Source organism: Streptomyces sp. NBC_00454 (assembly GCF_041434015.1).
In the GTDB taxonomy this organism is placed as follows: Bacteria; Actinomycetota; Actinomycetes; order Streptomycetales; family Streptomycetaceae; genus Streptomyces.
Map to the genome: position 1 here is coordinate 936,768 of NZ_CP107907.1, position 24,645 is coordinate 961,412.

Sequence of the window (24,645 nt, forward strand, 5' to 3'; positions counted from 1 at the left end):
GCCGGCCGGGAGAAGGCCGCGACTGCGCCGAACGAGTGAGCCGAGCGAGTTGAGGGGTTGCGCATGCCGCTGCTGGAACCGAAGCCGGGGGCCCTGCGGCCGCGGAGCATCAGCGCCCCCGCCCCCGACCGTGTGCCCGACCGGCGGGCGACCGGGACCCCGGAGACGCTGCGCCACGACCTGACCGAGCTGCTGGGCGCGGACAAGGTCCTCTGGAAGATCTCCGACCTGGTCCGCTACGCCTCGGACGCCTCCCCGTACCGGTTCGTGCCCCAGGTCGTGGTGGTCGCCGAGGACATCGACGACGTCTCCGCCGTCCTGTCCTACGCCCACGGCAAGCAGCGCGAGGTCGTCTTCCGCGCCGCGGGCACCTCGCTCAACGGCCAGGCCCAGGGCGAGGACATCCTGGTCGACGTACGCCGCCACTGGGCCGGCGTCGAGGTGCTGGACGGGGGCCGCCGCGCCCGGATCCAGCCGGGCACCACCGTCCTGCGGGCCAATGCCGCCCTCGCCCGCCACGGCCGCGTCCTCGGACCCGACCCGGCCAGCGCCATCGCGTGCACCCTCGGCGGGGTCGTCGCGAACAACGCCTCCGGCATGACCGCGGGGACCACGAGGAACTCGTACCGCACCCTGGCCTCCCTCACCTTCGTCCTGCCGACCGGCACCGTGGTCGACACCGCCGATCCGCTCGCCGACGAGGAGCTCGCCCACGCCGAGCCGGCCCTGTGCCACGGGCTGATGGAGATCAAGAAGGAGATCGAGGCCGACCCGGAGCTCGTCGCCCGCATCCGGGCCAAGTACGAGATCAAGAACACCACCGGCTACCGGCTCGACGCCTACCTCGACGGCTCCACGCCGGTGCAGATCCTGCGCGGGCTGATGGTCGGCTCCGAAGGCACCCTGGGCTTCATCTCCGAGGTCGTCTTCGACACCCTGCCGCTGGACCGCGAGCTCACCAGTGCGCTGCTGTTCTTCCCCTCGCTGCCCGCCGCGGCCGCCGCCGTACCGCTCTTCAACGAGGCCGGGGCGATCGCCGTCGAGCTGATGGACGGCAACACCCTGCGCGCCTCGGTGGCCGTGGAGGGCGTGCCCGCCGACTGGGCGGAGCTGCCCAAGGACACCACCGCCCTGCTCGTGGAGTTCCGTGCCCCGGACGAAGCCGGCCGCGCGGAGTACGAGCGGCGCGCCGCCGGAGTGCTGGCCGGGCTGGACCTGGTCGCGCCGGTGGCCTCGGTGACCAATGCCTTCACCCGCGACGCGAAGACCATCTCCGGCTACTGGAAGGCCCGCAAGGCCTTCGTCACCGCCGTCGGCGGGGCCCGCGCCTCCGGCACCACCCTGATCACCGAGGACTTCGCGGTCCCCCCGTCCCGGCTGGCCGAGGCCTGCGAGGCCCTGCTCGAGCTCCAGGCGGAGCACGGTTTCGACGCCGCCGTCGCCGGTCACGCCGCCCACGGCAACCTGCACTTCCTCCTCGCCTTCGACGCCGCCAAACCGGCCGACGTCGAGCGGTACGCCGCCTTCATGGACGCCTTCTGCCGGCTCACCGTGGAGCGCTTCGACGGCTCCCTGAAGGCCGAGCACTCCACCGGCCGCAACATGGCCCCCTTCCTCGAACTGGAGTGGGGGCCCCGGGCCACGGAGATGATGTGGCGCACCAAGCGGGTGCTCGACCCGGACCTGGTGCTCGCGCCGCGGATCCTCCTCGACCGCGACCCGAAGGCACACCTGCGCGGCCTGAAGACGATTCCCCAGGTGGAGGCCGTGGCCGATCCCTGCATCGAGTGCGGGTTCTGCGAACCGACCTGCCCCAGCGAGGACCTGACGACCACTCCGCGCCAGCGGATCGTGCTGCGCCGGGAGATGATGCGCCAGCAGCCCGGTTCCCCCGTCCTGGGCGGACTCCTCGACTCCTACGGCTACGACGCCGTGGACACCTGCGCCGGTGACTCCACCTGCAAACTCGCCTGCCCCGTGGGCATCGACACCGGCGCCCTGATGAAGGACTTCCGCCACCGCCGCCACAGCCCGCGCGAGGAGCGCGCCGCCGCGCTGGCCGCCCAGCGGTTCCGGGCGGTCGAGGCCGCGGCCCGGCTGGCCGTGGCCGCCGCCGACAAGATCACCGACACCGTCGGGGACCGCGTGCTGGAGGCCGTGACGGGGCTCGCGCGCAGAGCCGTACGCCCGGACCTGATCCCGGAGTGGCTGCCGCAGATTCCCGGCGCCGCCGCCCGGAAGCTGCCCGCGACCCGGCGGGTCGGCGCCGCCGCCGTGTACTACCCGGCCTGCGTCAACCGGATCTTCGGCGGCCCCGACGGCCGCCCCGGCCCCTCCCTCCCGGAGGCCGTGGTTGCGGTCTCGGAGCGCGCCGGGAAGCCGGTGTGGATCCCCCGGGACGTGACAGGCACGTGCTGCGCGACGATCTGGCACTCCAAGGGGTACGAGGCCGGCAACCGGGTGATGGCCAACCGGATCGTCGAGGCCGCCTGGGGCTGGACGGCCGGTGGCCGGCTGCCGCTCGTGGTCGACGCGTCCTCCTGCACCCTGGGCATCTCGCACGAGGTGGTCCCGTACCTCACGGACGACAACCGGGCGCTCCACGCCGAGCTCCGGATCGTCGACTCCATCGTCTGGGCGGCCGAGGAACTGCTCCCGCGCCTGGAGATCCGGCGCACGATCGGGTCCGCGGTGCTCCACCCCACCTGTTCGATGCGGCACTTGGACGACGAGGCGCAGCTGCGGGCGGTGGCCGAGGCCTGTGCGGACGAGGTGGTCGTCCCGTACGACGCGGGGTGCTGCGCCTTCGCCGGCGACCGCGGAATGCTGCACCCCGAGCTGACGGAGTCGGCGACGGCGCGCGAGGCGGCCGAGGTGACGGCGCGGGAGTTCGACGCGCACCTGTCGGCGAACCGGATGTGCGAGGTGGGCATGGACCGGGCCACCGGCCGGAGCTACTACTCGGCCCTGCTGGAACTGGAGCGCGCCACTCGCCCTTGAGGCCTTGGAGCCGTGAGGCTTTGAGCGCTTGAGGCCGCAATCCTCACCGGCCGAAGCTTTGGCCAACGCAAAATCGATTGCCCCGACCCGGTCCGGAACGCGAACCTTGCACGGTTTGGAACTCTCGACCAGTCATGGGGCGTCATGCAGATCAGCGATCTACCGTATCCGGACCCAGGGGTACCCGACGCTCGCTCCGGCCCCCGGTTCCTCTGGTGGCTGGGGCGCGGCCAACTCGGCGGACAGGCCAAAAGCCTGAGCTGGGGAATGCTCCACTTCTGCGGTGTCGCCGGTCTGCCGTACGCGGTGGGCCTGGGTGTCGACGCCGTCGTCGACCGCGACGGCACCCGGCTGCTGTGGGTCGGTGGCCTGATCGCTCTGCTCGGCGTCGCGATCGCGCTCGGCGACTCCATGCTGCACCGGACCGCCGTCACCAACTGGATCACCGCCGCCGCGCGGGTCCAGCAACTGCTGGCGCGCAAGACCGCCGAGCTGGGCGCCGCCCTGACCCGGCGGGTCGCGGCGGGCGAGGTGGTGGCCGTGTCCACGGGCGACGTGGAGAAGATCGGCTGGTTCGTCGAGGCGGTCTCCCGCTTCCTCGCCGCCGCTCTCACCCTCCTCATCGGCTGCGTGGCGCTGCTCTTCTACGCCCCCGCCATCGGTGTGGTGGTCGCCATCGGCATGCCGGTGCTCGCACTGGCCGTCCTGCCGCTGCTGCCGCGCGCCACCCAGCGCGCCGACGTGCAGCGGGAGAAGGCGGGCAAGGCCACCGAGCTGGCCTCCGACACCGTGGCGGGCCTGCGCGTGCTGCGCGGCATCGGCGGGGAGGAACTCTTCCTCAGCCGCTACCGCGAGGCCTCGCAGGAGGTCCGCAAGGCGGCCGTGCGCAGTGCCAGGATGTGGGCCCTGATCTCCGCGATCCAGGTGCTGCTGCCGGGCATCCTGCTGATCACGGTCGTCTGGTACGGCTCCGCGCTCGTGTTGGACGGCCGGCTCGCGGTCGGCGAACTCGTCGCGGCCTTCAGCGCGGTGGCGACCATGCTGTATCCGCTGCGGCACTTCGAGGAGATCGCGATGGCGTACTCCTTCTCGCGCCCCTCCGCCAAGCGGGCCGCCCGGGTGCTGTCGCTGACCCGGACGGAAGCCGAGGCCGAGGCCGAGGCCTCCGCCGGGACGAAGGCACAGGCACAGGCTCCCGCCCCCGGTGGCGACCTGTACGACCCGGAGACCGGACTGCTGGCCCCGGCGGGCCGGTTCACCGCCGTGGTGTGCGGGGACCCCGACCTGGCGGGCCGGCTGGCCGAACGCCTCGGCGGCCACCCGATGGACGACTGCTCCGGCCCCTCCGTCCTGCTGGGCGGGGTCGCGCTGGACGAGCTCGCGCTGGACACCGCGCGCACACTGGTCCTCGTACAGGACAAGGATCCGGTGCTGCTGTCCGGAACGCTGCGCGAACTGTTCGACGTACCGGCTTCCGGGACGGTCGAGCCGCGCGCGGCGCTGGCGGCGGCCCAGTGCACAGACGTGCTGGACGCGCTGCTGCAGTCCGCCCCGGACGGGGTGGACGACCCGATGGACGCCCGGATCACCGAGCGCGGCCGGTCCCTGTCCGGCGGGCAGCGTCAGCGGCTCGCGCTGGCGCGGTCGCTGGTCACCGATCCGGAGGTACTGGTGCTGGACGAGCCGACCTCGGCGGTCGACTCGCACACCGAGGCGCGGATCGCGGCCGGGATCGCGGAACTGCGCGCCGGGCGCACGACGGTGGTACTGGCGTCCTCGCCGCTGCTGCTGGACCACGCCGACCGGGTCGTACTGATCCACGAGGGCGCGGTGGCCGCGAGCGGCACCCACCGCGAACTGCTGCACGGCGAACCGCGCTACCGCGCGGTCGTCACCCGCGAGACCGAGGACGAACAACGGCTCGCGCAGCTGAAGGCCGGACGGCCGGACACCGTACTCACAGAGATCGAGGAATCCGCATGATCGGCGTGGCGCCGCCGCAATACGATCCGGCGGCCCCCGAAACGGCCGCGACCCTGCCCGTGGGCACGTCGGAGACCGTACGGGGCTACGTGCGCGGCCTGTTCCGCCGCCACCGCCGGGCCTTCGTGGCCCTGGTGGCGGTCAACACCGTCGCGGTGATCGCCTCCATGGTGGGCCCGTACCTGCTGGGCCAGGTGGTGGACCAGCTCACCGCAGGGGCGCGCGAACTGCATCTGGGGCGCGTGGGACTGCTGTTCGCGCTGGCTCTGATCGTCCAGACCCTGTTCGTCCGGATGGTCCGGCTGCGCGGTGCGATGCTCGGCGAGGAGATGCTGGCCGATCTGCGCGAGGACTTCCTCGTCCGCTCGGTGGGTCTGCCGCCGGGCGTGCTGGAACGCGCCGGAACCGGCGACCTGCTGTCGCGGATCACCACCGACATCGACCGGCTGGCCAACGCCATGCGCGAGGCCGTGCCTCAGCTCGCCATCGGCGTCGTCTGGGCGGGGCTGCTCTACGGGGCGCTCGCCGTGACCGCGCCGCCGCTGGCGCTGGCCGCGCTGGTGTCGCTGCCCGTGCTGGTGATCGGCTGCCGCTGGTACTTCAAGCGGGCGCCCCGGGCCTACCGCTCGGAGGCGGCCGGGTACGCGGCGGTCGCGGCCGTGCTCACCGAGACGGTGGACGCGGGCCGCACCATCGAGGCGCACCGCCTCGGCGCGCGCCGGATCGAGCTGTCGGAGCGGCGGATCAAGGAGTGGACGGCCTGGGAGCGGTACACGCTGTTCCTGCGGACGGTCCTCTTCCCCGTCATCAACGTCACGTACGTGACGATCCTCGGCGCGGTGCTGCTGATCGGCGGGTACTGCGTGATCCAGGGCTGGATGTCGGTGGGGCAGCTGACCACGGGCGCGCTGCTCGCGCAGATGATGGTCGACCCGATCGGCCTGATCCTGCGCTGGTACGACGAGCTGCAAATCGCCCAGGTCTCGCTGGCCCGGCTGGTGGGCGTACGGGAGATCGAGCCGGACGCGGGAGACGCGGCTGTCTCCCCGGACGGCCGTGACGTCCGCGCGGACGAGGTCCACTTCGGCTACCGCGAGGGCGTCGACGTCCTGCATCAGGTGTCGATGTCGGTGCCGCCGGGCACCCGGATGGCCCTGGTCGGGCCCTCCGGTGCGGGCAAGTCCACGCTGGGCCGGCTGCTCGCGGGCATCTACGCACCCCGGACCGGCGAGATCACCCTCGGCGGGGCCCGGCTGTCGCGGATGCAGGCGGAGCGGGTGCGCGAGCACGTGGCCCTGGTCAACCAGGAACACCACGTCTTCGTGGGCTCGCTGCGCGACAACCTGCGCCTGGCACGCACCGGGGCCGCCGACACCGAGCTGTGGGAGGCCCTCGGCTCGGTGGACGCGGACGGCTGGGCGCGGGCGCTGGAGGCCGGCCTGGACACCGAGGTCGGTTCCGGAGGCACGGCGCTGACCCCGGCGCAGGCGCAGCAGATCGCGCTGGCCCGGCTGGTGCTGGCGGACCCGCACACGCTGGTACTGGACGAGGCGACCTCGCTGCTGGACCCGCGCGCGGCCCGGCACCTGGAGCGCTCGCTGGCCCGGGTGCTGGACGGCCGCACGGTGATCGCGATCGCGCACCGGCTGCACACCGCGCACGACGCGGACGTGATCGCGGTGGTCGAGGACGGCCGGATCAGCGAGCTCGGCTCGCACGACGCCCTGGTCGCGGCCGACGGCCCGTACGCGGCCCTGTGGCGCTCCTGGCACGGGTAACCGGCCCGCCCGCCCGAACGCCCCTGACGGCCACGGCTGTCAGGGGCGTTCGGGTTTCGGGCAGCGGGCCGGGCGCTCGACCGGACTGGAAGAAGCGGGGCTAGAAGAAGCCGAGGGCCGAGGCGCCGCCGACTCCGCCGAGGAGCATGAAGACCGGCATGAGGACCTTGAGCTCCACCCAGCTGCCGGCGCGGAAGCGCATCATCTTCGGCGGGCCGATCGGGTACCAACGCTTGCCCGCGATGGGGATCGGCCACAGGACCGGGCAACCGGAGACGGTCAGGGCGTCGCCGATGTCGTGGACCAGGGCGCCCAGCACGATGGGCAGCCCGAGCCACAGGTACTCCTGGCCGGGGCCGGTGAAGAGCCAGCCGGAGCCGTTGCCGGGCTGGTCGAGCACCCCGGCCAGTATCCAGGCGCTGGTCGCGCCGAGCAGCCAGACCAGGACGTCGCTGGACATCCGGGCGGCCCGCCACAGCAGGCCTTCGACGGCGAGGACCAGGTGGACGAAGAGGAGGAAGAGCACGCCCCAGCGGTCGGCGGTGACGGCGAGCGCGGAGGCTCCGGCGCCGATCAGGACGGCCCAGACCCAGGTGTGGGTCAGGGTGCGGTGGCCGCCGGTGCGGCGGGCGTCGCGGGGGGCCCGGGTGGCTTTGTAGACCCCGTAGGAGATCTTGTCGACCACCTCGCACAGGCCCCGGGAGAGCGGGCCGAAGGCGCGGGAGATCGTCGCCGACTTGTGGTCGAGGTCCGGGGCCAGGGCGGCTCCGGCGCAGATGAGGGCTCCGACGACGAGGACGGGCCAGGGCATCGGGTGCCCGGCGGCGGCTGCCGCCGCGCCCACCCCCAGCCAGGCCGCTGCCCCCGACAGTGAGTGCGCCGGACCCATCATGGTCGTTCCCCGCCCCGTTTGTGTGCTGGTCGGGCCCTGTTGACGGTGTCGCTCGGGCCGTATCGACGGCACAGCGTACCGCTGATGATCTTCCTTCCGTCCGCCGGTTCCCTCATCCGGGGGGAAGCCAGGCAAGATGGGGGGTGTGACCCTCATTGATCAGCTCCCGCCGAACGCCGACCCCGACGCCCTCTTCGAGGCTTTCTCCTCGTGGGCGGAGGACCAGGGCATCACCCTGTACCCGGCTCAGGAGGAGGCGCTGATGGAGGTGGTCACCGGCGCGAACGTGATCCTTTCCACCCCGACCGGCTCCGGCAAGAGCCTGGTCGCGGCGGGCGCCCACTTCACGGCGCTGGCCCAGGACAAGGTCACCTTCTACACCGCTCCGATCAAGGCCCTGGTCTCGGAGAAGTTCTTCGACCTGTGCAAGCTCTTCGGCACCGAGAACGTCGGCATGCTGACCGGCGACGCCTCGGTGAACTCGGACGCCCCGGTGATCTGCTGTACCGCCGAGGTGCTGGCCTCGATCGCCCTGCGCGACGGCAAGTACGCCGACATCGGCCAGGTCGTGATGGACGAATTCCACTTCTACGCGGAGCCGGACCGAGGCTGGGCCTGGCAGATCCCGCTGCTGGAACTGCCGCAGGCGCAGTTCATCCTGATGTCGGCGACGCTCGGCGACATGAAGCGGTTCGAGGAGGACCTGACCCGGCGCACGGGCCGGCCCACCTCGATGGTCCGCTCCGCGACCCGGCCCGTCCCGCTGTCGTACGAGTACGTCACGACGCCGATCACCGACACCATCACCGAGCTGCTGGAGACGCGGCAGGCGCCGGTCTACATCGTGCACTTCACCCAGGCCCAGGCGGTCGAGCGGGCGCAGTCGCTGATGAGCATCAACATGTGCACGCGCGAGGAGAAGGACAAGATCGCCGACCTGATCGGCAACTTCCGCTTCACCACCAAGTTCGGCCAGAACCTCTCCCGTTACGTCCGCCACGGCATCGGCGTGCACCACGCGGGCATGCTGCCCAAGTACCGCCGCCTGGTGGAGAAGCTGGCCCAGGCCGGCCTGCTGAAGGTCATCTGCGGTACCGACACCCTGGGCGTCGGCGTCAACGTCCCGATCCGCACGGTGCTGTTCACCGCGCTGACCAAGTACGACGGCACCCGGGTCCGCACGCTGCGCGCCCGCGAGTTCCACCAGATCGCCGGCCGCGCCGGCCGGGCCGGCTTCGACACGGCGGGCTACGTGGTGGCCCAGGCGCCCGAGCACGTCATCGAGAACGAGAAGGCCCTGGCGAAGGCGGGCGACGATCCGAAGAAGCGCCGCAAGGTGGTCCGCAAGAAGGCCCCCGAGGGCTTCGTCGCCTGGTCGGACACGACCTTCGAGAAGCTGATCGCCGCCGACCCGGAGGCCCTGACCTCGCGCTTCAAGGTCACCAACATCATGCTCCTGTCGGTCATCGCCCGGCCCGGCGACGCCTTCAAGGCGATGCGCCACCTGCTGGAGGACAACCACGAGCCGCGCAAGGCGCAGCTGCGGCACATCCGCCGGGCCATCGCGATCTACCGCTCGCTGCTCGACGGCGGGGTGGTCGAGAAGCTCGACACCCCCGACGCCGAGGGCCGCTCGATCCGGCTGACCGTCGACCTCCAGCAGGACTTCGCGCTCAACCAGCCGCTGTCCACCTTCGCACTGGCCTCCTTCGATCTGCTGGACCCGGAGTCCCCCTCCTACGCACTGGACATGGTCTCGGTCGTCGAGTCCACGCTGGACGACCCGCGCCAGATCCTCGCCGCCCAGCAGAACAAGGAACGCGGCATGGCCGTGGGCGCGATGAAGGCCGACGGGGTCGAGTACGAGGAGCGCATGGAGCGGCTCCAGGAGATCACCTATCCCAAGCCCCTCGAAGAGCTGCTCCTGCACGCCTACGGCGTGTACAGCAAGAGCCACCCGTGGGTCCGCGACCACCCGGTCTCCCCGAAGTCGATCATCCGCGACATGTACGAACGCGCGATGACCTTCACCGAATTCACCTCGTACTACGAACTCGCCCGCACCGAGGGCATCGTGCTGCGCTATCTGGCGAGCGCGTACAAGGCGCTGGACCACACCATCCCCGACGACCTCAAGTCCGAGGACCTCCAGGACCTGATCGCCTGGCTCGGCGAGCTGGTCCGCCAGGTCGACTCCAGCCTGCTCGACGAGTGGGAGCAGCTGGCGAACCCGGAGGTGGAGACGGCGGAGCAGGCCCAGGAGAAGGCCGACCAGGTCAAGCCGGTCACGGCGAACTCCCGCGCCTTCCGCGTCCTGGTCCGCAACGCCATGTTCCGCCGGGTGGAGCTGGCCGCCCTGGACCACGTCAATGTGCTGGGCGAGCTGGACGGCGAGTCCGGCTGGGACGCCGACGCCTGGGGCGACGCCCTGGACGGCTACTGGGACGAGTACGAGGACCTCGGTACCGGCCCCGACGCGCGCGGCCCCAAGCTGCTCCAGATCGAGGAGGACCCGGCGCACGGCCTGTGGCGCGTCCGCCAGACCTTCGCGGACCCCAACGGGGACCATGGCTGGGGCATCAGCGCCGAGGTCGACCTCGCGGCGTCCGACGAGGAGGGCCGGGCCGTCATCCGCGTCACCTCGGTCGGCGAGCTCGGCCAGCTCTGACCTCCCCCGGGTTCCGTCCGGGGGGACCCACAACCGCAACCGAACCGGCGCCACCACGGGCGCCGGCCCCGACAGTGGAGATCCTCTGATGACGAACCCCGCCGAGAGGCTGGTCGATCTGCTCGACCTGGAGCAGATCGAGGTCAACATCTTCCGGGGCGCGAGCCCCCAGGAGTCCCTCCAGCGCGTGTTCGGCGGCCAGGTCGCCGGGCAGGCTCTGGTGGCGGCCGGCCGCACCACCGAGGGCGACCGGCCGGTCCACTCCCTCCACTCGTACTTCCTGCGCCCCGGCATCCCCGGGGTGCCGATCGTGTACCAGGTGGAGCGGGTGCGCGACGGGCGCTCCTTCACCACCCGCCGGGTCACCGCGGTCCAGCAGGGCAAGACCATCTTCAATCTGACCGCTTCCTTCCATCAGCCGGAGGAGGGCAGCATCGAGCACCAGCTGCGCCCTCGCCATTTCCCGCACCCGGACACGCTCCCGAAGGTCGTGGACGAGATCCGCGAACACCTGGGCGCGCTGCCGGAGGCACTGGAGCGGATGGCCCGCCGCCAGCCCTTCGACATCCGGTACGTGGACCGGCTCCGCTGGACCCCCGAGGAGCTCAAGGGCGCCGATCCGCGCAGCGCGGTGTGGATGCGCGCCGTCGGCCCGCTGGGCGACGACCCGCTCGTGCACACCTGCGCCCTCACCTACGCCAGTGACATGACCCTCCTCGATGCCGTGCGCATCCCCGTGGAACCGCTGTGGGGCATGCGCGGTTTCGACATGGCCTCCCTCGACCACGCCATGTGGTTCCACCGGCCGTTCCGGGCGGACGAGTGGTTCCTGTACGACCAGGAGTCACCCATCGCGCACGGCGGCCGGGGCCTGGCCCGCGGCCGGATCTATGACCTCGAAGGCCGGCTCCTGGTCTCGGTGGTCCAGGAAGGCCTCTTCCGCCCGTACGGCGCCAAGGCGTCCAAGCCGCCCGTGTCGCCCCAGTAGTCCGCCCCTCCCCGAAGAACTGAGTGCACCCATGCCCACCCCGGCCCTGCCCTGCCCCTGCGGGCTGCCCGCCGCCTACCCGGAGTGCTGCGGCCGCTTCCACTCCGGCGAGCGGCAGGCGCCCACCGCCGAACTGCTGATGCGTTCCCGCTTCAGTGCCTTCGCCGTCGGCGACACCGCCTACCTGCTGCGCTCCTGGCACCCCTCGACCCGGCCGGGCAGCCTCGAGCTGGACCCCGGGCAGCGCTGGGAGCGACTGGAGATCCTGGCCACCGAGCGCGGCGGGATGTTCGAGACGGAGGGCTCGGTGGAGTTCCGGGCGCACTACCGCGAGGGCCGGCACACCGGCTCACTGCACGAGCACAGCAGCTTCTCGCGCGAGGCCGGAGCCTGGGTCTACGTCGGCCCCCTCTCCCCCGTCGACTTCGACTGACCCCGGGCTCCGGTCAGCGCGAAGTCCAGGCTGGTGCGGTACCAGAGGATCTCGTCCGGATCCTCCGCCACCAGCAGCCGGGCCGCCACGGCGGCGGCCGCCGGGAGCTGCGGATGCCCATAGGGCGCGGGTGGGGCGAGCCCCGCGAGCAGGATCCGCTCGGCGGGGTCGGGTACGGTCCCGCACACATCGGATTCCGGGAGCACGGAGGCCAGTACGGCCGCCCGCTCCCAGGGGTCGGCGGTCCGTCTCAGCAGCAGCCCGACGTGCCGCTCCCGCCACTTCCGGGGCCGCAGGTCGGCCTTGGCCGCCATCAGCTCCCGGTCCGCCGGCGGGGCGCTCCCGCGCAGCATCCCGGGCCTGGCGGCCGCGAAGTCCCGTAGCTCCGCGGTCAGATAGAGCCAGACCACCACCCGGTACCGGTTGATCCGGTACCCCACCGGGGTGACGTGCCCGCAGCGCGCGAGCCGGGTGAACCTGCTCGGGCCGACTCCCAGGGCGGCGGCCGCCGCTTCCGCTCCCGCCACCGTCTCCACGAGCCCGCGCAGCGTGTCCGGCGGTCCCTCGACCGACCGGACCCGGCCTAGCTCGGTCCGGGTGAAGCGGGCGGCACCGCCGGGTCCCGGCGGACCGGCACGCACGATGCCCAGCTGTACGGCGCGGGCGAACTCGCTCCGGCTCAGCCCCAGTTCCTCCGCGGCCCGCCCGCCGCCCACGAGCCCCTCCACCGCTTCCCCGCGCACGATCGTCTTCGTCATCACGCTCTCCCCACCAGAAGTGATTACTGTGTGTGAAGAACGTAACTCAGCGCGACGACATCCCGCTGGGGCTGTGGATATCCAGAAAAGCGCAGGTCAGCGCCGGTCAGCCCAGGGCCAGCCCCGGTCAGCCCCCCGTGATCCGCCGCTCCGCGACCCCCAGGTGCTCCCCCACCCGGTTCACCAGCAGCGTCATCTCGTATGCGACGTGACCGATGTCGGCCTCGGCGGCGCTCAGGACGCACAGGCAGCTGCCCGCCCCCGCCGCCATCACGAAGAGGACCCCCTCGTCGTACTCGACCATCGTCTGGCGCACCTCGCCCGCCCGGAAATGCCGCCCCGAGCCCTTCGCCAGGCTCTGCAGCCCCGCCGCGACGGCCGCCAGGTGCTCCGCGTCCTCCCGCGCGAGGCCCGCACTCGCACCCGTCACCAGGCCGTCGTTGGAGAGCACCACCGCATGCCGGACCTGCTGGACCCGGCGGGTCAAATCATCGAGCAACCAGTCCAGTTGCTTGTCCAGAGCCATATTCAGTCCCTCCCCGTCGACGCGCCCGGCCCGGCCGCGCCCCACCCCTCACAACTCGTGCCGCCAGCCTTCCCCACCAGCGGCTTTCCGGCAAGGAGGATGGACGCATGGTGAAGAAGATGACTCAAGAGGAATGGCGGGCGTTCGTCTCCCACTCCACTCGCACCGGAAAACTGTCCACCGTCCGCGCGGACGGAAGCCCCCACATCGCTCCCATCTGGTTCGTTCTCGACGGTGATTCCTTCGTGTTCAACACCGGAAAGGACACCGTCAAGGGGCGCAATCTGGCCCGCGACGGCCGGGTCGCGCTCTGTGTGGACGACGACCGGCCCCCGTACTCCTACGTCGTGCTCCAGGGCCGCGCCGAGATCAGCGAGGACCTGGACGAGATGCTCCCGTGGGCCTCCCGGATCGGCGCCCGGTACATGGGAGAGGAGCAGGGCGAGGCCTTCGGCCGCCGCAACGCCGTTCCCGGTGAGCTCCTCGTCCGCGTCGGAATCGAGAAGGTGATCACCGTGAACGGGATCACCGACTGAACCGACTGAACCGACTGACACGCGTGCCCGCGGGCCGGTCCGCCTCACACCGAATCGGCCTGCGGCTCCACCGACTCCAGCAGCCGGGCCGTGTGCACCCGCCCCGCGTACTCCACCAGCCGGATCAGCACTTCCTTCCCCGAGTCCTTGTCCCGCGCGTCGCACAGCACCACCGGCGTCCCCTGATCCAGGTCCAGCGCCCGCGCCACCTCGTTCGAGGCGTACCGCCGCGCGTTCGTGAAGCAGTTGACGGCGACCACGAACGGGATCCGCCGGTGCTCGAAGTAGTCCACCGCAGGGAAGCAGTCCTCGAGCCTGCGCGTGTCCGCCAGCACCACCGCTCCCAGCGCGCCCTGCGACAGCTCGTCCCACAGGAACCAGAACCGGTCCTGCCCCGGCGTCCCGAACAGGTACAGCGAGAGCCCCGACCGGATGGTGATCCGGCCGAAGTCCATGGCCACGGTCGTCGTCGTCTTCTGGTCGACCCCGCCCGTGTCGTCGACCAGTTCCCCCGCCTCGCTGAGCAGTTCCTCCGTCCGCAGCGGCCGGATCTCGCTGACCGAACCGACCAGGGTGGTCTTGCCCACCCCGAAGCCGCCCGCCACGAGTATCTTCAGCGCGAGCGCGGCCAGCTCGCCGTCTTCGGCACCCGCTCCGCCCCCGACTCCCGCTCCGGCGCCCGCGTTGTCGTGCAGTCCCATCACAGCGCTCGCAATCCCTCGATGACTTCACGCAGAATCCGCTCGTCCGGCAGCTGCGCCGGAGGCACCGGCCGGCTGACCTTGACGTGTCCGGCCTCCAGCAGGTCCCCGAGCAGCACCCGCACCACGCCCACGGGCAGGTCCGCGTCCGCCGCGAGCTCCGCCACCGACTGGGTCTCGTCCCGGCACAGGCCGAGCAGTGCCCGGTGTTCGGGCTCCAGCAGAGACTCGGCCGCCTCGTCCGTCCCCGCCGGATCCACGACGACCAGGGCGATCAGGTCGAACCGGACCCCGTGCGGCCCCGGCTTCGTACGCCCGCCGGTCATGGCGTACGGACGGACGAGCGGGCCCGCGTCGGCGTCGTACCACTGGCCGTTCATGCTCCGGACCGCCGCCCTCAACCGGCGGCCGGCGGGCGCGCCGAGAACCGCGGCGGGGTGTACAGGTGCTCGCCGACCCGCTTCACCAGCCGGGCCATTTCGTAGGCGATCAGCCCCATGTCGGCGCCCGCCCCGCTGAGCACGGCCAGGCAGGAGCCGTCTCCGGCGGCCGCGACGAAGAGGAAGCCCTCGTCCATCTCCACCATCGTCTGGCGCACGCCCCCGGCGTGGAAGTGCCGGCCCGCGCCCTTGGCCAGGCTGTGGAAGCCGGAGGCCACGGCCGCCAGGTGTTCGGCGTCCTCCCGACTGAGGGCGCTGGAAGCACCCACCGCCAGGCCGTCGTTGGACAGGACCACCGCGTGCCGGACCTCGCGGACCCGGACCACGAGGTCGTCCAGCAGCCAGTCCAGTTCGCCGGACCTGCGGATGCCTTCCAGGTCGATTCTCTGGTGTTCGATCATCACCGTGCTCCTTCGCCTTCGCCTTCGCTGCCTGCGTGAGGGGAGTTCTCGTGAATGCCCGCCCCGGTACTCGCCCGGGTGCCGCGCACCCAGCCGGCCCGGTACGCCGCCATCCGGTCGCGCGCCTGCTCGGGGCTGCGCCCGGGAGGGTCCTCGGTGCCGCGCGCCGAGGCCGGAGCCTTGGCAGCGGGGGCCTCGCGCAGTTGCGGGACGAGGCTGGCCTGGCGGACCCGGCGCGGCAGTTCGGTCACCGTGGCCCCGGCCGGGCCCGGGGAAGCGGCCCGGGCCGCGGAGGCCGTCGGGGAGGCCGCCGCGACCGCCGGGACGGGCGTACGGGGACCCGCGCCGCCGGAGCCGAGCGGGCGGATCGGCGCCACCGGGGCGGGGAGGGGCTCCTCCCGCAGGGGGCTGCGGTCCGGGACCGGGATCCCGCGCACGTCGTCCCGTACGACGCTCATCGCCGGGGACGGCTCCGGCGCCCGCTCCTGTGCCCGCTCGAGGGCCGGCTCCGGGGCCAGGGCCGCGGCCGGCTCCGGCGCGGGCCGACGCTCCTGTGGCCGGTCCCCGACGGGCGGGGCGGCCGTGAGGGCCCCCTGGAGCAGGGAGTTCGGGAGCAGCACCACCGCGGTGGTGCCGCCGTACGGCGAGGTGCGCAGGTGCACCTTCACACCGTGGCGGGCCGAGAGGCGGCTGACCACGAAGAGTCCGAGCCGGTCGCTGTCGAAGAGGTCGAGCGCCTCGGACTGTTCGATGCGCCGGTTGGCCTCCTGGAGGGCCTCGCGGCCCATGCCGAGCCCCCGGTCCTCGACCTCCAGGACGTAGCCGGCGCCGACGGGCTCGCCGCTGACCCGGACCTTGGTGTGGGGCGGGGAGAACTGGGTCGCGTTCTCGATGAGTTCGGCGAGCAGGTGGGTGAGGTCGGCCACGGCCCCGCCGATGACGGCCGCCTCGGCGAGCTGGCGGACCTCGACGCGCGGGTAGTCCTCGATCTCGGAGACCGCGGCCCGTACGACGTTGGTCAGCGGGATCGGCATCCTCCAGGCGCGCCCCGGGGCCGCACCCGACAGGATGATCAGACTTTCCGCGTGCCTTCGCATCCGGGTGGTGAGGTGGTCGAGGCGGAAGAGGTCACCGAGCTCGTTCGGGTCGTCGGCGCGCCGTTCCATCGAATCGAGCAGGGTGAGCTGTTTGTGCACCAGGACCTGGCTGCGCCGGGCGAGGTTGACGAAGACCCCGCTCACGCCGCTGGCCAGTTCGGCGCGTTCGACGGCGGCGCTGAGCGCGGCCCGGTGGACGGTGGCCAGCGCCTCGCCGACCTGGGCGATCTCGTCCTCGGCGGCCGGGCCCGGCGGGGTTTCGGCGGCCACGTCGATGTCCTGTCCGGCTCGCAACCGGTCCATGGCGTGCGGGAGTTTGCGGTGGGCGATCTCCAGGGCGGTGTTGCGCAGCGAGACCAGTTCGACGACGAGGGCGCGGCCGATGCGGACCGAGATGACGAGCGAGGCGGCCACGGCGGCCAGACCCAGCACCACGGCGACCCCGGCGGGGCTGACCACCCCCGCGCCGACCGGGTCGCCGCGGTCCGCGGAGGCCGCGTGGGCGGCTTTCCCGATCTCCAGCATGGAGGCGGAGACGGAGGTGTACGCGGCCTCCCAGCCGACGGGTACGGTCGCGGCCGCCACCCCGGACGCGCCACCGGCGCGGGTGTCCTTGGCGGCGGGATCCTTGGCCGAGGCGTCCTTGGCCGAGGTGTTGGCGGCTCCGCCCGCCGGAGCGGCCAGCGCCTGGTCCTCGGCGCCGGTGAGATCGGCGTAGACGGCGCTGCGGGCCACCGACTGCCAGGCGCCCTGCTGGGCTTCGGGCAGGTCCCGGGCGGCGGCGTCCGTCAGGGCCCGGCGGGTTTCGACCGCGCCGGTCAGGCGGCGCATCGTTTCGGCGCTGCGCGGCCCCGGCACCGTCAGCAGCGCGTCCTCCCGCGACAGTTGCTCCCCGGCTCGCGCGAACTCCAGCAGGACCCGGGCGTCGGAGCCGAGTTCCGCGTCCCGGCCGCCGCCTGAGAGGGCTCCGCAGACCTCCAGGGCCGAATCGATCAAACCGGTGTACGTCTCGTAGGCGGCGTCCGGGGTCGCACGGTGCTCGGCGATGTCCTTGCGCACCGGGCCCAGCGCCTCGGCCGCGGCGACGAAGGCGCGCAGCCGGACCACGATGTCGGTCCGGTAGTCACCGGAGTCGGCCACGGTGTTGCGGTCGCCGAGCCGCAGTGCCCGTACGGCGGTGTCGGTGCGGTTCGCCTGCTGGTCCAGGACGCCGGGCTGGCCGGGGGTCTGGGCGGTCGCGGCCTGGCCGGCGGTGGGGTCGGCCAGCAGCCGGACGGCGGCGCGGCGTTCGGCCTGCAATTCGGTGACCGCCGCCGCGACGGGGGCCCTGAGCTCCCGGTCGACCTGCTGGGCACGGCTCAGGCGGCCGATGTCCTGGGCGGCGTCCACGGTGGCGAAGCCCCAGAGGGCGAGCAGCGAGACCACCGGCACCATCAGCAGCGAGACGATCTTCGCGCGGACGGTGGCGGGGCGCAGCCGCAGCCTCGTACCGCCGCCGGCACGGCCGCCCTTGCCGCTGCCGCCGCCGGGTATGACGGGGAACGGGGCGCGGCCCCCGCGGTCCGCCGACTCCTCGGCGGGCGGCCCGGCGTGCGCCCGGCGGCCCGTCCCCTTGGCGCGGCCGTCCGCAGGCGCGGGCGGCCGCTGCGCCGCTGCTTCCGGTGATCTGCGGGGTCTGCGCATGGGCTCCTCGTTCCGGGCGGTGCGGGCGTGCGTGACGGTGGCGGGTACGGCGGCGGGGCGATGGCGGGGACGGCGGCGGAAGCGGGGCGGGGCGGCGGGCGGTCACGGCCCCGGCGGGCGTCCGCGGGCGACTGCCGGGGTGGCCGCGGGCTCAGAGGACGGAAGCGGGCGCGCCCTGCTCACCCAGCGCGCCCTGCTCACCGAGGCGCCGGTCGGCGGAGGCCGCGGCGGAGGCCGTCCGCTCGTCGGCGGTCGGGGACAGCGCGACGAACGCGGAGGTGATGAAGAGGTAGGAGCCGAGGCCGACGGCGAGCGGGAAGATGAACTGCATGGCGGTGGCTCCCGGCAGCGCCTCGTCCGAGGGGACGACGTTGACGGCGACGGCGAGCATTCCGGTGTAGTGCATGCTGCTGACCGCCGCGCCCATGACGAGCGAGGCGACGGCGACGGCCATCGGGGACTTGATGTTGAGCGCGGCCCACAGGGCCGCGGTGGCGGCGACGACGGCGATGGCGACGGAGAGGCCGACGGTCAGCGGCGCGTAGGAGACCGTGCCGTGCAGCCGCAGGGCCGCCATGCCGAGGTAGTGCATGCTCGCGACGCCGATGCCGGTGGTGAGGCCGCCGAAGACGAGGGCTCGGCCGCGGTCCTTGCCGTAGCCGACGACGAAGACTCCGGCTCCGACGACGACCATGGCGACGAGCAGGCTGAGGATGGTCAGCGGCACGTTGTAGTGGATCTCGGTCCCGGTGACCTGGAAGCCGAGCATCGCGACGAAGTGCATCGTCCAGATGCCGGTCCCGATGGCGGAGGCCGCCGTGAGGAGCCAGTTGCGGCGGGAGGGTCCGGTCGTCGCGTCGAGCGCGCGGACGGTGCAGCGCAGCCCGAGGGCAGCGCCGATCGAAGCCATCACATATGACAGCGCGGGGGTAAGCCAGCCATAGGCGGCGTGGTCCAGGTGTCCCATGGCCACGGGACGCTAGTCCGGGTGAGGGCGCGAACAAGGGGAGCATTTCGAAAGCCACTGGAACTGCTGGAATATGACAGAGCTACGTTCATCTTCGATCACACCACGTACCACCTTGCACACGTTCCGCAGGCATGTGCCAGCGTGCGGGTGGGGGATCATGGGCGCATGAGCGAAGACCGCACGCAGGAGCGCGCACAGGACCAGCACCACGTCCAGGAGTTCTTCGGAGCACGCGCGGGCGACTGGGACCGCAAGTTCCCCGGGGACGGGCCGGCCTTCACGGCCGCCGTGGCCGAGTTCGCACTGCGGCCCGGGGACCGGGTGCTCGACGCGGGCTGCGGCACCGGGCGGGCGCTGACCGCGCTGCGCGCGGCCGTCGGCCCGTCGGGAACCGTGCTCGGCGCCGACGTCACCCCGCAGATGCTGAGCGCCGCGCGGGACGCCGGCCGGGACGCCGAGGGCACGCTGCTGCTCACGGACGTGGTCCGGCTGCCGCTGCGCGACGAGGTGCTGGACGCGGTGTTCGCCGCCGGCCTGATCGCCCACCTGCCGGAGCCCGCGGCCAACCTGCGCGAACTCGCCCGCGTGGTCCGCCCCGGCGGCCGGCTCGCACTGTTCCACCCGATCGGGCGAGCCGCGCTCGCGGCGCGCCACGGCCGCGCGCTGACCCCCGAGGACCTGCGGGCCGAGCACAACCTCGGCCCGCTGCTGGCCGGTTCGGGCTGGCGCCTGACCTCGTACGCCGACGAGGACGCCCGCTTCCTCGCACTGGCGGTCCGCACGCCCTGAACGCCCGCGCGGCAGCGGCGCGCCCCGGACCAGCCTCGGACCCCGGGGCGCGGAGCCCCGTAGCGCAGGTCCGCGCGCCGCACCGGAGTCCCCTCCGTGGCGGGTGGCCGACCCTCCGTGCAGGTGGTGGGCTCGGAAATCGCCTCCCGCGAGCTCTCGACGCGGTGGTTACCCGCTGGTTAGGGTGCGCCGACAAGAGAGCTACGGGAGGCCACGTGTCCGACGAGGACGAGGGCGGTTCGCTGTACGTGCTGACCGCCGTACTGCTGACCCCCGCGCAGTTCCCGAGCATCCTGGGTGACGACTTCCCCGAGGCCTGCTCGCTGCTGGGCGTGCCCCCGGTGGCAGCCGGATACGGGCTGGTGCTCGGGCAGGACGAGGAGGGCGCCCGCTGGACGGTCGTGGTGGACGACGTCTCCCTCGTGGCCATGGCCATCGCCTCGTGGGACTGCGGGATGGAGTACGACCTGTCCCCCGACGAACGCTCCATCGTGGTCTCCCTGGCCGGCTGGCCGCTGGACCTGTCGGTGGCCGCCGCGGGGATACCGGAGCCGCACGATCCGGAGCAGGGCGCGGACGGTACGGGGCGGGTGCCCCTCACACCCCCGTCGGCCGAGGCCTGGGGGGCGGCGCAGCGGCGGATGGGCGCCGACCAGATCGCCCGGCAGTGGAGCGAGTGGAGCGAGCGCGTGGCCACGGACGGCGGGGCGGCCGCGGCCTCGCACCCGGGGCTGGCGCGGGCCCTGAAGGAGGCGCTGGGGTACACGCAGAGCCCGCCGCCGCCGGGCAGGGTCCGGTCCTCCTTCGCGGGCGAGGAGACCCGGACGCTGCGGGTGGACGGGCCCGGATGGTCGCTGGTGGCCCGTACGGGCGGGGCGGCCTTCGTCCTGCTGGACGAGGAGCCGGGCGAGGTCCTGCCGGTGCCCGCCGAGGGGGACGCCGAGCTCCCGGAGCTGTCGCGACTGCTGGCGGCGCTGGACCGCGTCGCGGTGCGGCCGGCCTGAGGCCGGCGGGACGAGGGGAGACCGGGAGCCGGTTCGGCTCAGACGCGGTCGAGCGGGACGTGCGGGGTCGGCGGGAGCGTGATCTCGATGGTGTCGCCGGGGCGGATGGTGCCGCCCCGGTGGACCACACCCATGATCCCGGCCTTGCGGAGCAGATTGCCCTCGTCGTCCCGGCTCACCACCTGCTTGAGCAGCCCGTACTGGAAGGCGTCGATCTGCCGGCAGGGGTTGCGCAGGCCGGTCACCTCGACCACCGCGTCGGAGCCCAGGCGCAGCAGCGTACCCACCGGCAGGCCGAGGAGGTCTATGCCCTCCGTGGTGACGTTCTCCCCGAGCTGGCCCGGGGTCACCTCGTAGCCCTCTGCGGCGACCTCCTCGAAGAGCTCCCGGTGGATCAGGTGCACCTGCCGGAGATTCGGCTGCGTGGGATCCTGGGCCATGCGAGAGCGGTGCTTGACCGTGGTCCCCGCATGGACGTCGCCTTCCACCCCGAGCCCTGCGAGGAGCGTGATGCTCTCGCGCGTGGGCTTGGTGAACGAATAGACACCGTTGCTGCTGACCGCCGCGACCTGGGCCGCCGCCCGCGCCGTGCTCATGGCCCCCTCAATGCCTTTGCCTATGCCTTTGTGCCGCCCTCAGCGGCCGATCTGCTTCCTGGAGACGCCCCGCAGCCTACGACGCTGGGAGGAGTCCAACAGCAGGTAGGCAGCCGTCGGCACACCGATCAGGACCAGCAGTCCCGCCCAGAATCCGACCGCCCAGAACAGCACGATGGCTGCCACTACTCCGGCAACCGCGACTTTGCCGCTCTTGGACATCTGCGGACACCTCTTCCTCCGTCGGCCACTACCCCACTCAACGCTCGCCCCCGCTCCCGCGTTCCCGGCCGCTCCCGCGTTCCCGGCCGCGCGCCCTCCCTGGACACGGGACGGCGGGGACTGGTCGGTGCACTGGCCGACGTACCGCTTGTCGGGGCGGCGGGGCGGGACGACGATGGGGGCGCTCCGGGCACCAGGGCACCGCGGCGGCACGGGAGGCTACATGGACGATCCTTCGGTGGCCCTGCCGGGCGGGGCCGATCCCGCCCTGCGGGCGCGGGAACTGCGACGGGCCCACGCCTCGTTCACCAGGGACGGGCGGGTCGAGGCCCCGGTCCGGGCGGTCATCGCGAGGTCCTGGCGCCGCTGCGCCCGGGCCCGGGTCAGCCCGGAGTGCACGCCCCGGGTGGAGCTGGCCGGGACGGAGCTGCTGGCGTACCGGGAGCAGCATCCGCTGGCCCGGGTGCTGCCGCTGTTCCGGGACCTCGTCGGGGCCTTCGCCGCGCACGGGGAACACCTGCTGGCGGTGTGCGACGCGCAGGGCAGCCTGCTCTGGGTGGAGGGAGCGTCCGCCACGCTGCGCCGGGCCGAGGGCCTCGGCTTCGTGCCGGGGGCCCGCTGGTCGGAGACGGACATGGGCACGAACGCGCCCGGCACGGCAGTGGCGATGGGGGAACCGGTCCAGGTCTTCGGCGCCGAGCACTTCAGCCGCCGGGTGCATCCGTGGACCTGTGCGGCGGCTCCGGTCCGCGACCCCCGCACCGGCCGGCTGCTCGGCGCCGTGGACGTGACCGGCGGCGACTGGCTGGCCCATCCGCACTCCCTCGCCTTCGTGCGGGCAGTGGCGCGCGCGGCGGAGGCCCAGCTGGCGCTGCTGGCTCCCGCGGTACCGACGCCCGCCGGGGACTGCCTCACCGCGCTCGGCCGGGACGAGGCCCTGCTGGTCGGCGACGGGCGCGAGATCCGGCTCGGGCGGCGGCACAGCGAGATCATGGCGCTGCTCGCGCACCATCCCGAGGGCCTGTCGGGGGACGAGCTGGCGATCGCCCTGTACGAGGACGAGTCGGTGTCCCCGGTGACCCTGCGCGCCGAAATGTCCCGGCTGCGCGGTGTGCTCGGTCCCGGGGCCCCGCTCTCCCGCCCCTACCGCACGGCCGCGCCGCTGGAGGCCGATTTCACCGCCGTCACCCGCCACCTGGCCACCGGAGCGGTCTCGGCGGCGCTGGCCCGCTACCCGGGGCCCCTGCTCCCCGCGTCCGCCGCGCCGGGCATCGTCCGGCTGCGGCGCCGCATCGAGGACCAGGCACGGGCCGCCGTGATCGCACGGGCCGACGCGGGACTGCTGACCGACTGGGTGTGCAGTCCGTGGGGCGCGGAGGACCCGGAGGCGTGGCGGGCCCTGGCGGCGGCGCTGCCCGCCGGTGACCGGACGGCCGCGCTGGACCGCGTACGGGCCCTGGACGCGGAACTCGGGCCTGGGCCGGCGCCGGCGCCCGGACCCGCACCCGTGCCGAAGGCCGCCTCCAGGACGCAACTCGCCCCCTCCCACAGGGGTTTATCGCGCGGCCGTGCAACGTACCCGCAACCTGTCCGCCCCTAGCCTCACCGCGAGCGCCATCCGACGGAGGCCGGCGCCCGGCAAGGGGAGGACCACCATGGCCCGTTACGCTGCGCCCGGTACCGAAGGGGCGCTCATGTCGTACGCGTCCCGCTACGGCCACTTCATCGGCGGCGAGTACGTGGAGCCGGCCCTCGGCCGCTGGTTCCCCAACCCCTCCCCCGTGACCGGCGAGACCTTCACCGAGGTCGCGCGCGGTACCGCCGAGGACGTGGAGCGCGCGCTGGACGCGGCGCACGCCGCCGCGCCCGCGTGGGGACGCACCTCGATCACCGAGCGCTCCACGCTGCTGCTGCGCATCGCGGACCGGATGGAACAGAACCTGGAGGCCCTCGCGGTCGCGGAGACCTGGGAGAACGGCAAGCCCATCCGCGAGACCCTGGCGGCCGACATGCCGCTCGCCATCGACCAGTTCCGCTACTTCGCGGGGGCCCTGCGCGCCCAGGAGGGCGCGTTGAGCCAGATCGACGAGGACACGGTCGCCTACCACTTCCACGAACCGCTGGGCGTGGTCGCGCAGATCATCCCGTGGAACTTCCCGATCCTGATGGCGGTGTGGAAGCTGGCCCCGGCGCTCGCCGCCGGCAACACGGTGGTGCTGAAGCCGGCCGAGCAGACCCCGGTGTCCGTGCACTACTGGATGAGCCTGATCGCCGACCTGCTGCCGCCGGGCGTGGTGAACATCGTCAACGGCTTCGGCGAGGAGGCCGGCAAGCCGCTGGCGTCGAGCCCGCGTGTGGCGAAGGTGGCCTTCACCGGGGAGACCTCCACCGGGCGGCTGATCATGCAGTACGCGGCGGAGCACCTCAAGCCGGTCACGCTGGAGCTGGGCGGCAAGAGCCCCAACCTGTTCTTCGACGACATCTGGACCACGGACGACGACCTGCGCGACAAGGCCCTGGAGGGCTTCACCATGTTCGCCCTCAACCAGGGCGAGGTGTGCACCAGCCCCTCGCGCGCCCTCATCGAGCGCGGCCGCTACGGCGACTTCCTCGACGCGGCCGTGGCGCGTACGGAACTGATCGTGCCGGGCCACCCGTTGGACACGGACACGATGATCGGCGCGCAGGCGTCGGAGGAGCAGCTCAAGAAGGTCCTCTCGTACGTGGAAATCGGCCAGCAGGAGGGCGCGAAGATCCTGACGGGCGGTCAGCGCGTCGAGCACGGAGGCGAACTGGCCGGGGGCTTCTACGTCCAGCCGACCATCTTCGAGGGCGACAACCGCATGCGGATCTTCCAGGAGGAGATCTTCGGCCCGGTGGTCTCGGTGACCTCCTTCCAGGACTTCGACGACGCCGTGCGCATCGCCAACGACACGGCGTACGGCCTGGGCGCGGGCGTCTGGACCCGCGACATCAACACCGCCTACCGGGCGGGCCGCGCGATCCAGGCGGGCCGCGTCTGGACCAACTGCTACCACGCCTACCCCGCCCACGCGGCCTTCGGCGGCTACAAGCAGTCCGGCATCGGCCGCGAGACCCACAAGATGATGCTGGAGCACTACCAGCAGACCAAGAACCTCCTGGTCAGCTACTCCCCCAAGAAGCTCGGCCTCTTCTAGG

At 72.8% G+C, this 24,645-nt stretch carries 21 protein-coding genes; 11 read left to right on the forward strand and 10 right to left on the reverse strand.

Features of this window, described 5'->3' with window-relative positions; all coding sequences use genetic code 11:
- The first annotated feature begins 63 nt into the window (after positions 1 to 63).
- From OHU74_RS04345 to OHU74_RS04355, 3 genes are all read left to right on the forward strand, one after another.
- Positions 64 to 3,000, forward strand: a complete 2,937-nt coding sequence (locus tag OHU74_RS04345; protein WP_371614663.1) for an FAD-binding and (Fe-S)-binding domain-containing protein — start codon at positions 64 to 66, stop codon at positions 2,998 to 3,000.
- Positions 3,001 to 3,144: 144 nt separating this feature from the next.
- Positions 3,145 to 4,983 (forward strand): ABC transporter ATP-binding protein, encoded by a 1,839-nt coding sequence (locus OHU74_RS04350; protein WP_371614664.1) that lies wholly within the window; start codon positions 3,145 to 3,147, stop codon positions 4,981 to 4,983.
- Positions 4,980 to 6,761, forward strand: a complete 1,782-nt coding sequence (locus OHU74_RS04355) for an ABC transporter ATP-binding protein (RefSeq protein ID WP_371614665.1) — start codon at positions 4,980 to 4,982, stop codon at positions 6,759 to 6,761. Before OHU74_RS04350 ends, OHU74_RS04355 begins: the two co-directional genes overlap by 4 nt.
- Positions 6,762 to 6,861: 100 nt before the next feature.
- Here OHU74_RS04355 and OHU74_RS04360 read toward each other — a convergent pair whose 3' ends face one another.
- Positions 6,862 to 7,653: a metal-dependent hydrolase gene (locus tag OHU74_RS04360; RefSeq protein ID WP_330295109.1), complete on the reverse strand. Its 792-nt coding sequence runs from the start codon at positions 7,651 to 7,653 to the stop codon at positions 6,862 to 6,864.
- A gap of 145 nt (positions 7,654 to 7,798) precedes the next feature.
- Between OHU74_RS04360 and OHU74_RS04365 the strand changes: the two genes are divergently transcribed.
- The 3 genes from OHU74_RS04365 (at position 7,799) to OHU74_RS04375 (ending at position 11,742) form a co-directional block, all read left to right on the forward strand.
- Complete coding sequence (locus OHU74_RS04365) at positions 7,799 to 10,321, forward strand: DEAD/DEAH box helicase (RefSeq protein WP_371614666.1); 2,523 nt, start codon at positions 7,799 to 7,801, stop codon at positions 10,319 to 10,321.
- Positions 10,322 to 10,409: 88 nt separating this feature from the next.
- Complete coding sequence (locus OHU74_RS04370; RefSeq protein ID WP_330295111.1) at positions 10,410 to 11,309, forward strand: acyl-CoA thioesterase II; 900 nt, start codon at positions 10,410 to 10,412, stop codon at positions 11,307 to 11,309.
- Positions 11,310 to 11,340: 31 nt separating this feature from the next.
- Entirely contained in the window at positions 11,341 to 11,742 is a 402-nt protein-coding gene (locus OHU74_RS04375) for a YchJ family protein (RefSeq protein ID WP_371614667.1), read from the forward strand.
- Here OHU74_RS04375 and OHU74_RS04380 read toward each other — a convergent pair.
- Both OHU74_RS04380 and OHU74_RS04385 read right to left on the reverse strand, forming a co-directional pair.
- Positions 11,706 to 12,500: a DUF6397 family protein gene (locus OHU74_RS04380; RefSeq protein ID WP_371614668.1), complete on the reverse strand. Its 795-nt coding sequence runs from the start codon at positions 12,498 to 12,500 to the stop codon at positions 11,706 to 11,708. The two genes, OHU74_RS04375 and OHU74_RS04380, sit on opposite strands and share 37 nt — an antisense overlap.
- A gap of 127 nt (positions 12,501 to 12,627) precedes the next feature.
- Positions 12,628 to 13,026, reverse strand: a complete 399-nt coding sequence (locus OHU74_RS04385) for a roadblock/LC7 domain-containing protein (RefSeq protein ID WP_112449847.1) — start codon at positions 13,024 to 13,026, stop codon at positions 12,628 to 12,630.
- A 107-nt stretch (positions 13,027 to 13,133) separates the two neighbouring features.
- Here OHU74_RS04385 and OHU74_RS04390 point away from each other — a divergent pair, with 107 nt between their 5' ends.
- Entirely contained in the window at positions 13,134 to 13,562 is a 429-nt protein-coding gene (locus OHU74_RS04390; protein ID WP_330295114.1) for a PPOX class F420-dependent oxidoreductase, read from the forward strand.
- Positions 13,563 to 13,606: 44 nt separating this feature from the next.
- Here OHU74_RS04390 and OHU74_RS04395 read toward each other — a convergent pair whose 3' ends face one another.
- The 5 genes from OHU74_RS04395 to OHU74_RS04415 all read right to left on the reverse strand — a co-directional run bounded on the left by OHU74_RS04395 (position 13,607) and on the right by OHU74_RS04415 (position 18,851).
- Positions 13,607 to 14,263, reverse strand: a complete 657-nt coding sequence (locus OHU74_RS04395; protein ID WP_371614669.1) for an ATP/GTP-binding protein — start codon at positions 14,261 to 14,263, stop codon at positions 13,607 to 13,609.
- On the reverse strand, positions 14,263 to 14,643 hold the full coding sequence (locus OHU74_RS04400; RefSeq protein WP_371614670.1) for a DUF742 domain-containing protein: 381 nt from the start codon (positions 14,641 to 14,643) through the stop codon (positions 14,263 to 14,265). Before OHU74_RS04400 ends, OHU74_RS04395 begins: the two co-directional genes overlap by 1 nt.
- Positions 14,644 to 14,660: 17 nt before the next feature.
- Positions 14,661 to 15,104, reverse strand: coding sequence for a roadblock/LC7 domain-containing protein (locus tag OHU74_RS04405; RefSeq protein ID WP_371614671.1), 444 nt, complete (start codon positions 15,102 to 15,104; stop codon positions 14,661 to 14,663).
- Complete coding sequence (locus OHU74_RS04410) at positions 15,104 to 17,884, reverse strand: nitrate- and nitrite sensing domain-containing protein (RefSeq protein WP_371614672.1); 2,781 nt, start codon at positions 17,882 to 17,884, stop codon at positions 15,104 to 15,106. Before OHU74_RS04410 ends, OHU74_RS04405 begins: the two co-directional genes overlap by 1 nt.
- Before the next feature lie 151 nt (positions 17,885 to 18,035).
- Positions 18,036 to 18,851 (reverse strand): MHYT domain-containing protein, encoded by an 816-nt coding sequence (locus OHU74_RS04415; RefSeq protein ID WP_371614673.1) that lies wholly within the window; start codon positions 18,849 to 18,851, stop codon positions 18,036 to 18,038.
- Positions 18,852 to 19,019: 168 nt separating this feature from the next.
- On the opposite strand from OHU74_RS04415, the gene OHU74_RS04420 reads away from it, so the two are divergent.
- Positions 19,020 to 19,643, forward strand: coding sequence for a class I SAM-dependent methyltransferase (locus OHU74_RS04420; protein WP_371614674.1), 624 nt, complete (start codon positions 19,020 to 19,022; stop codon positions 19,641 to 19,643).
- A 215-nt stretch (positions 19,644 to 19,858) separates the two neighbouring features.
- Positions 19,859 to 20,647: a hypothetical protein gene (locus OHU74_RS04425; RefSeq protein ID WP_371614675.1), complete on the forward strand. Its 789-nt coding sequence runs from the start codon at positions 19,859 to 19,861 to the stop codon at positions 20,645 to 20,647.
- Between the two features lie 38 nt (positions 20,648 to 20,685).
- Here OHU74_RS04425 and OHU74_RS04430 read toward each other — a convergent pair whose 3' ends face one another.
- A complete protein-coding gene (locus tag OHU74_RS04430; protein ID WP_371614676.1) occupies positions 20,686 to 21,243 on the reverse strand; it encodes an MOSC domain-containing protein in 558 nt (185 codons plus the stop codon).
- 39 nt (positions 21,244 to 21,282) lie between these two features.
- Positions 21,283 to 21,465, reverse strand: coding sequence for a hypothetical protein (locus tag OHU74_RS04435; RefSeq protein ID WP_371614677.1), 183 nt, complete (start codon positions 21,463 to 21,465; stop codon positions 21,283 to 21,285).
- Positions 21,466 to 21,688: 223 nt separating this feature from the next.
- On the opposite strand from OHU74_RS04435, the gene OHU74_RS04440 reads away from it, so the two are divergent.
- Both OHU74_RS04440 and OHU74_RS04445 read left to right on the forward strand, forming a co-directional pair.
- Complete coding sequence (locus OHU74_RS04440; RefSeq protein ID WP_371614678.1) at positions 21,689 to 23,065, forward strand: GAF domain-containing protein; 1,377 nt, start codon at positions 21,689 to 21,691, stop codon at positions 23,063 to 23,065.
- A 55-nt stretch (positions 23,066 to 23,120) separates the two neighbouring features.
- Complete coding sequence (locus OHU74_RS04445; protein ID WP_371614679.1) at positions 23,121 to 24,644, forward strand: aldehyde dehydrogenase family protein; 1,524 nt, start codon at positions 23,121 to 23,123, stop codon at positions 24,642 to 24,644.
- The last annotated feature ends 1 nt before the right edge of the window (position 24,645 follow it).

Coding starts and splice junctions, on each gene's coding strand:
- OHU74_RS04400 (WP_371614670.1), bottom strand. CDS start 14,643: ATGAACGGCCAGTGGTACGACGCCGACGCGGGCCCGCTCGTCCGTCCG.
- OHU74_RS04345 (WP_371614663.1), top strand. CDS start 64: ATGCCGCTGCTGGAACCGAAGCCGGGGGCCCTGCGGCCGCGGAGCATC.
- OHU74_RS04380 (WP_371614668.1), bottom strand. CDS start 12,500: ATGACGAAGACGATCGTGCGCGGGGAAGCGGTGGAGGGGCTCGTGGGC.
- OHU74_RS04370 (WP_330295111.1), top strand. CDS start 10,410: ATGACGAACCCCGCCGAGAGGCTGGTCGATCTGCTCGACCTGGAGCAG.
- OHU74_RS04375 (WP_371614667.1), top strand. CDS start 11,341: ATGCCCACCCCGGCCCTGCCCTGCCCCTGCGGGCTGCCCGCCGCCTAC.
- OHU74_RS04440 (WP_371614678.1), top strand. CDS start 21,689: ATGGACGATCCTTCGGTGGCCCTGCCGGGCGGGGCCGATCCCGCCCTG.
- OHU74_RS04415 (WP_371614673.1), bottom strand. CDS start 18,851: ATGGGACACCTGGACCACGCCGCCTATGGCTGGCTTACCCCCGCGCTG.
- OHU74_RS04385 (WP_112449847.1), bottom strand. CDS start 13,026: ATGGCTCTGGACAAGCAACTGGACTGGTTGCTCGATGATTTGACCCGC.
- OHU74_RS04390 (WP_330295114.1), top strand. CDS start 13,134: ATGGTGAAGAAGATGACTCAAGAGGAATGGCGGGCGTTCGTCTCCCAC.
- OHU74_RS04410 (WP_371614672.1), bottom strand. CDS start 17,884: ATGCGCAGACCCCGCAGATCACCGGAAGCAGCGGCGCAGCGGCCGCCC.
- OHU74_RS04350 (WP_371614664.1), top strand. CDS start 3,145: ATGCAGATCAGCGATCTACCGTATCCGGACCCAGGGGTACCCGACGCT.
- OHU74_RS04445 (WP_371614679.1), top strand. CDS start 23,121: ATGGCCCGTTACGCTGCGCCCGGTACCGAAGGGGCGCTCATGTCGTAC.
- OHU74_RS04405 (WP_371614671.1), bottom strand. CDS start 15,104: ATGATCGAACACCAGAGAATCGACCTGGAAGGCATCCGCAGGTCCGGC.
- OHU74_RS04355 (WP_371614665.1), top strand. CDS start 4,980: ATGATCGGCGTGGCGCCGCCGCAATACGATCCGGCGGCCCCCGAAACG.
- OHU74_RS04430 (WP_371614676.1), bottom strand. CDS start 21,243: ATGAGCACGGCGCGGGCGGCGGCCCAGGTCGCGGCGGTCAGCAGCAAC.
- OHU74_RS04360 (WP_330295109.1), bottom strand. CDS start 7,653: ATGATGGGTCCGGCGCACTCACTGTCGGGGGCAGCGGCCTGGCTGGGG.
- OHU74_RS04420 (WP_371614674.1), top strand. CDS start 19,020: ATGAGCGAAGACCGCACGCAGGAGCGCGCACAGGACCAGCACCACGTC.
- OHU74_RS04435 (WP_371614677.1), bottom strand. CDS start 21,465: ATGTCCAAGAGCGGCAAAGTCGCGGTTGCCGGAGTAGTGGCAGCCATC.
- OHU74_RS04395 (WP_371614669.1), bottom strand. CDS start 14,263: ATGGGACTGCACGACAACGCGGGCGCCGGAGCGGGAGTCGGGGGCGGA.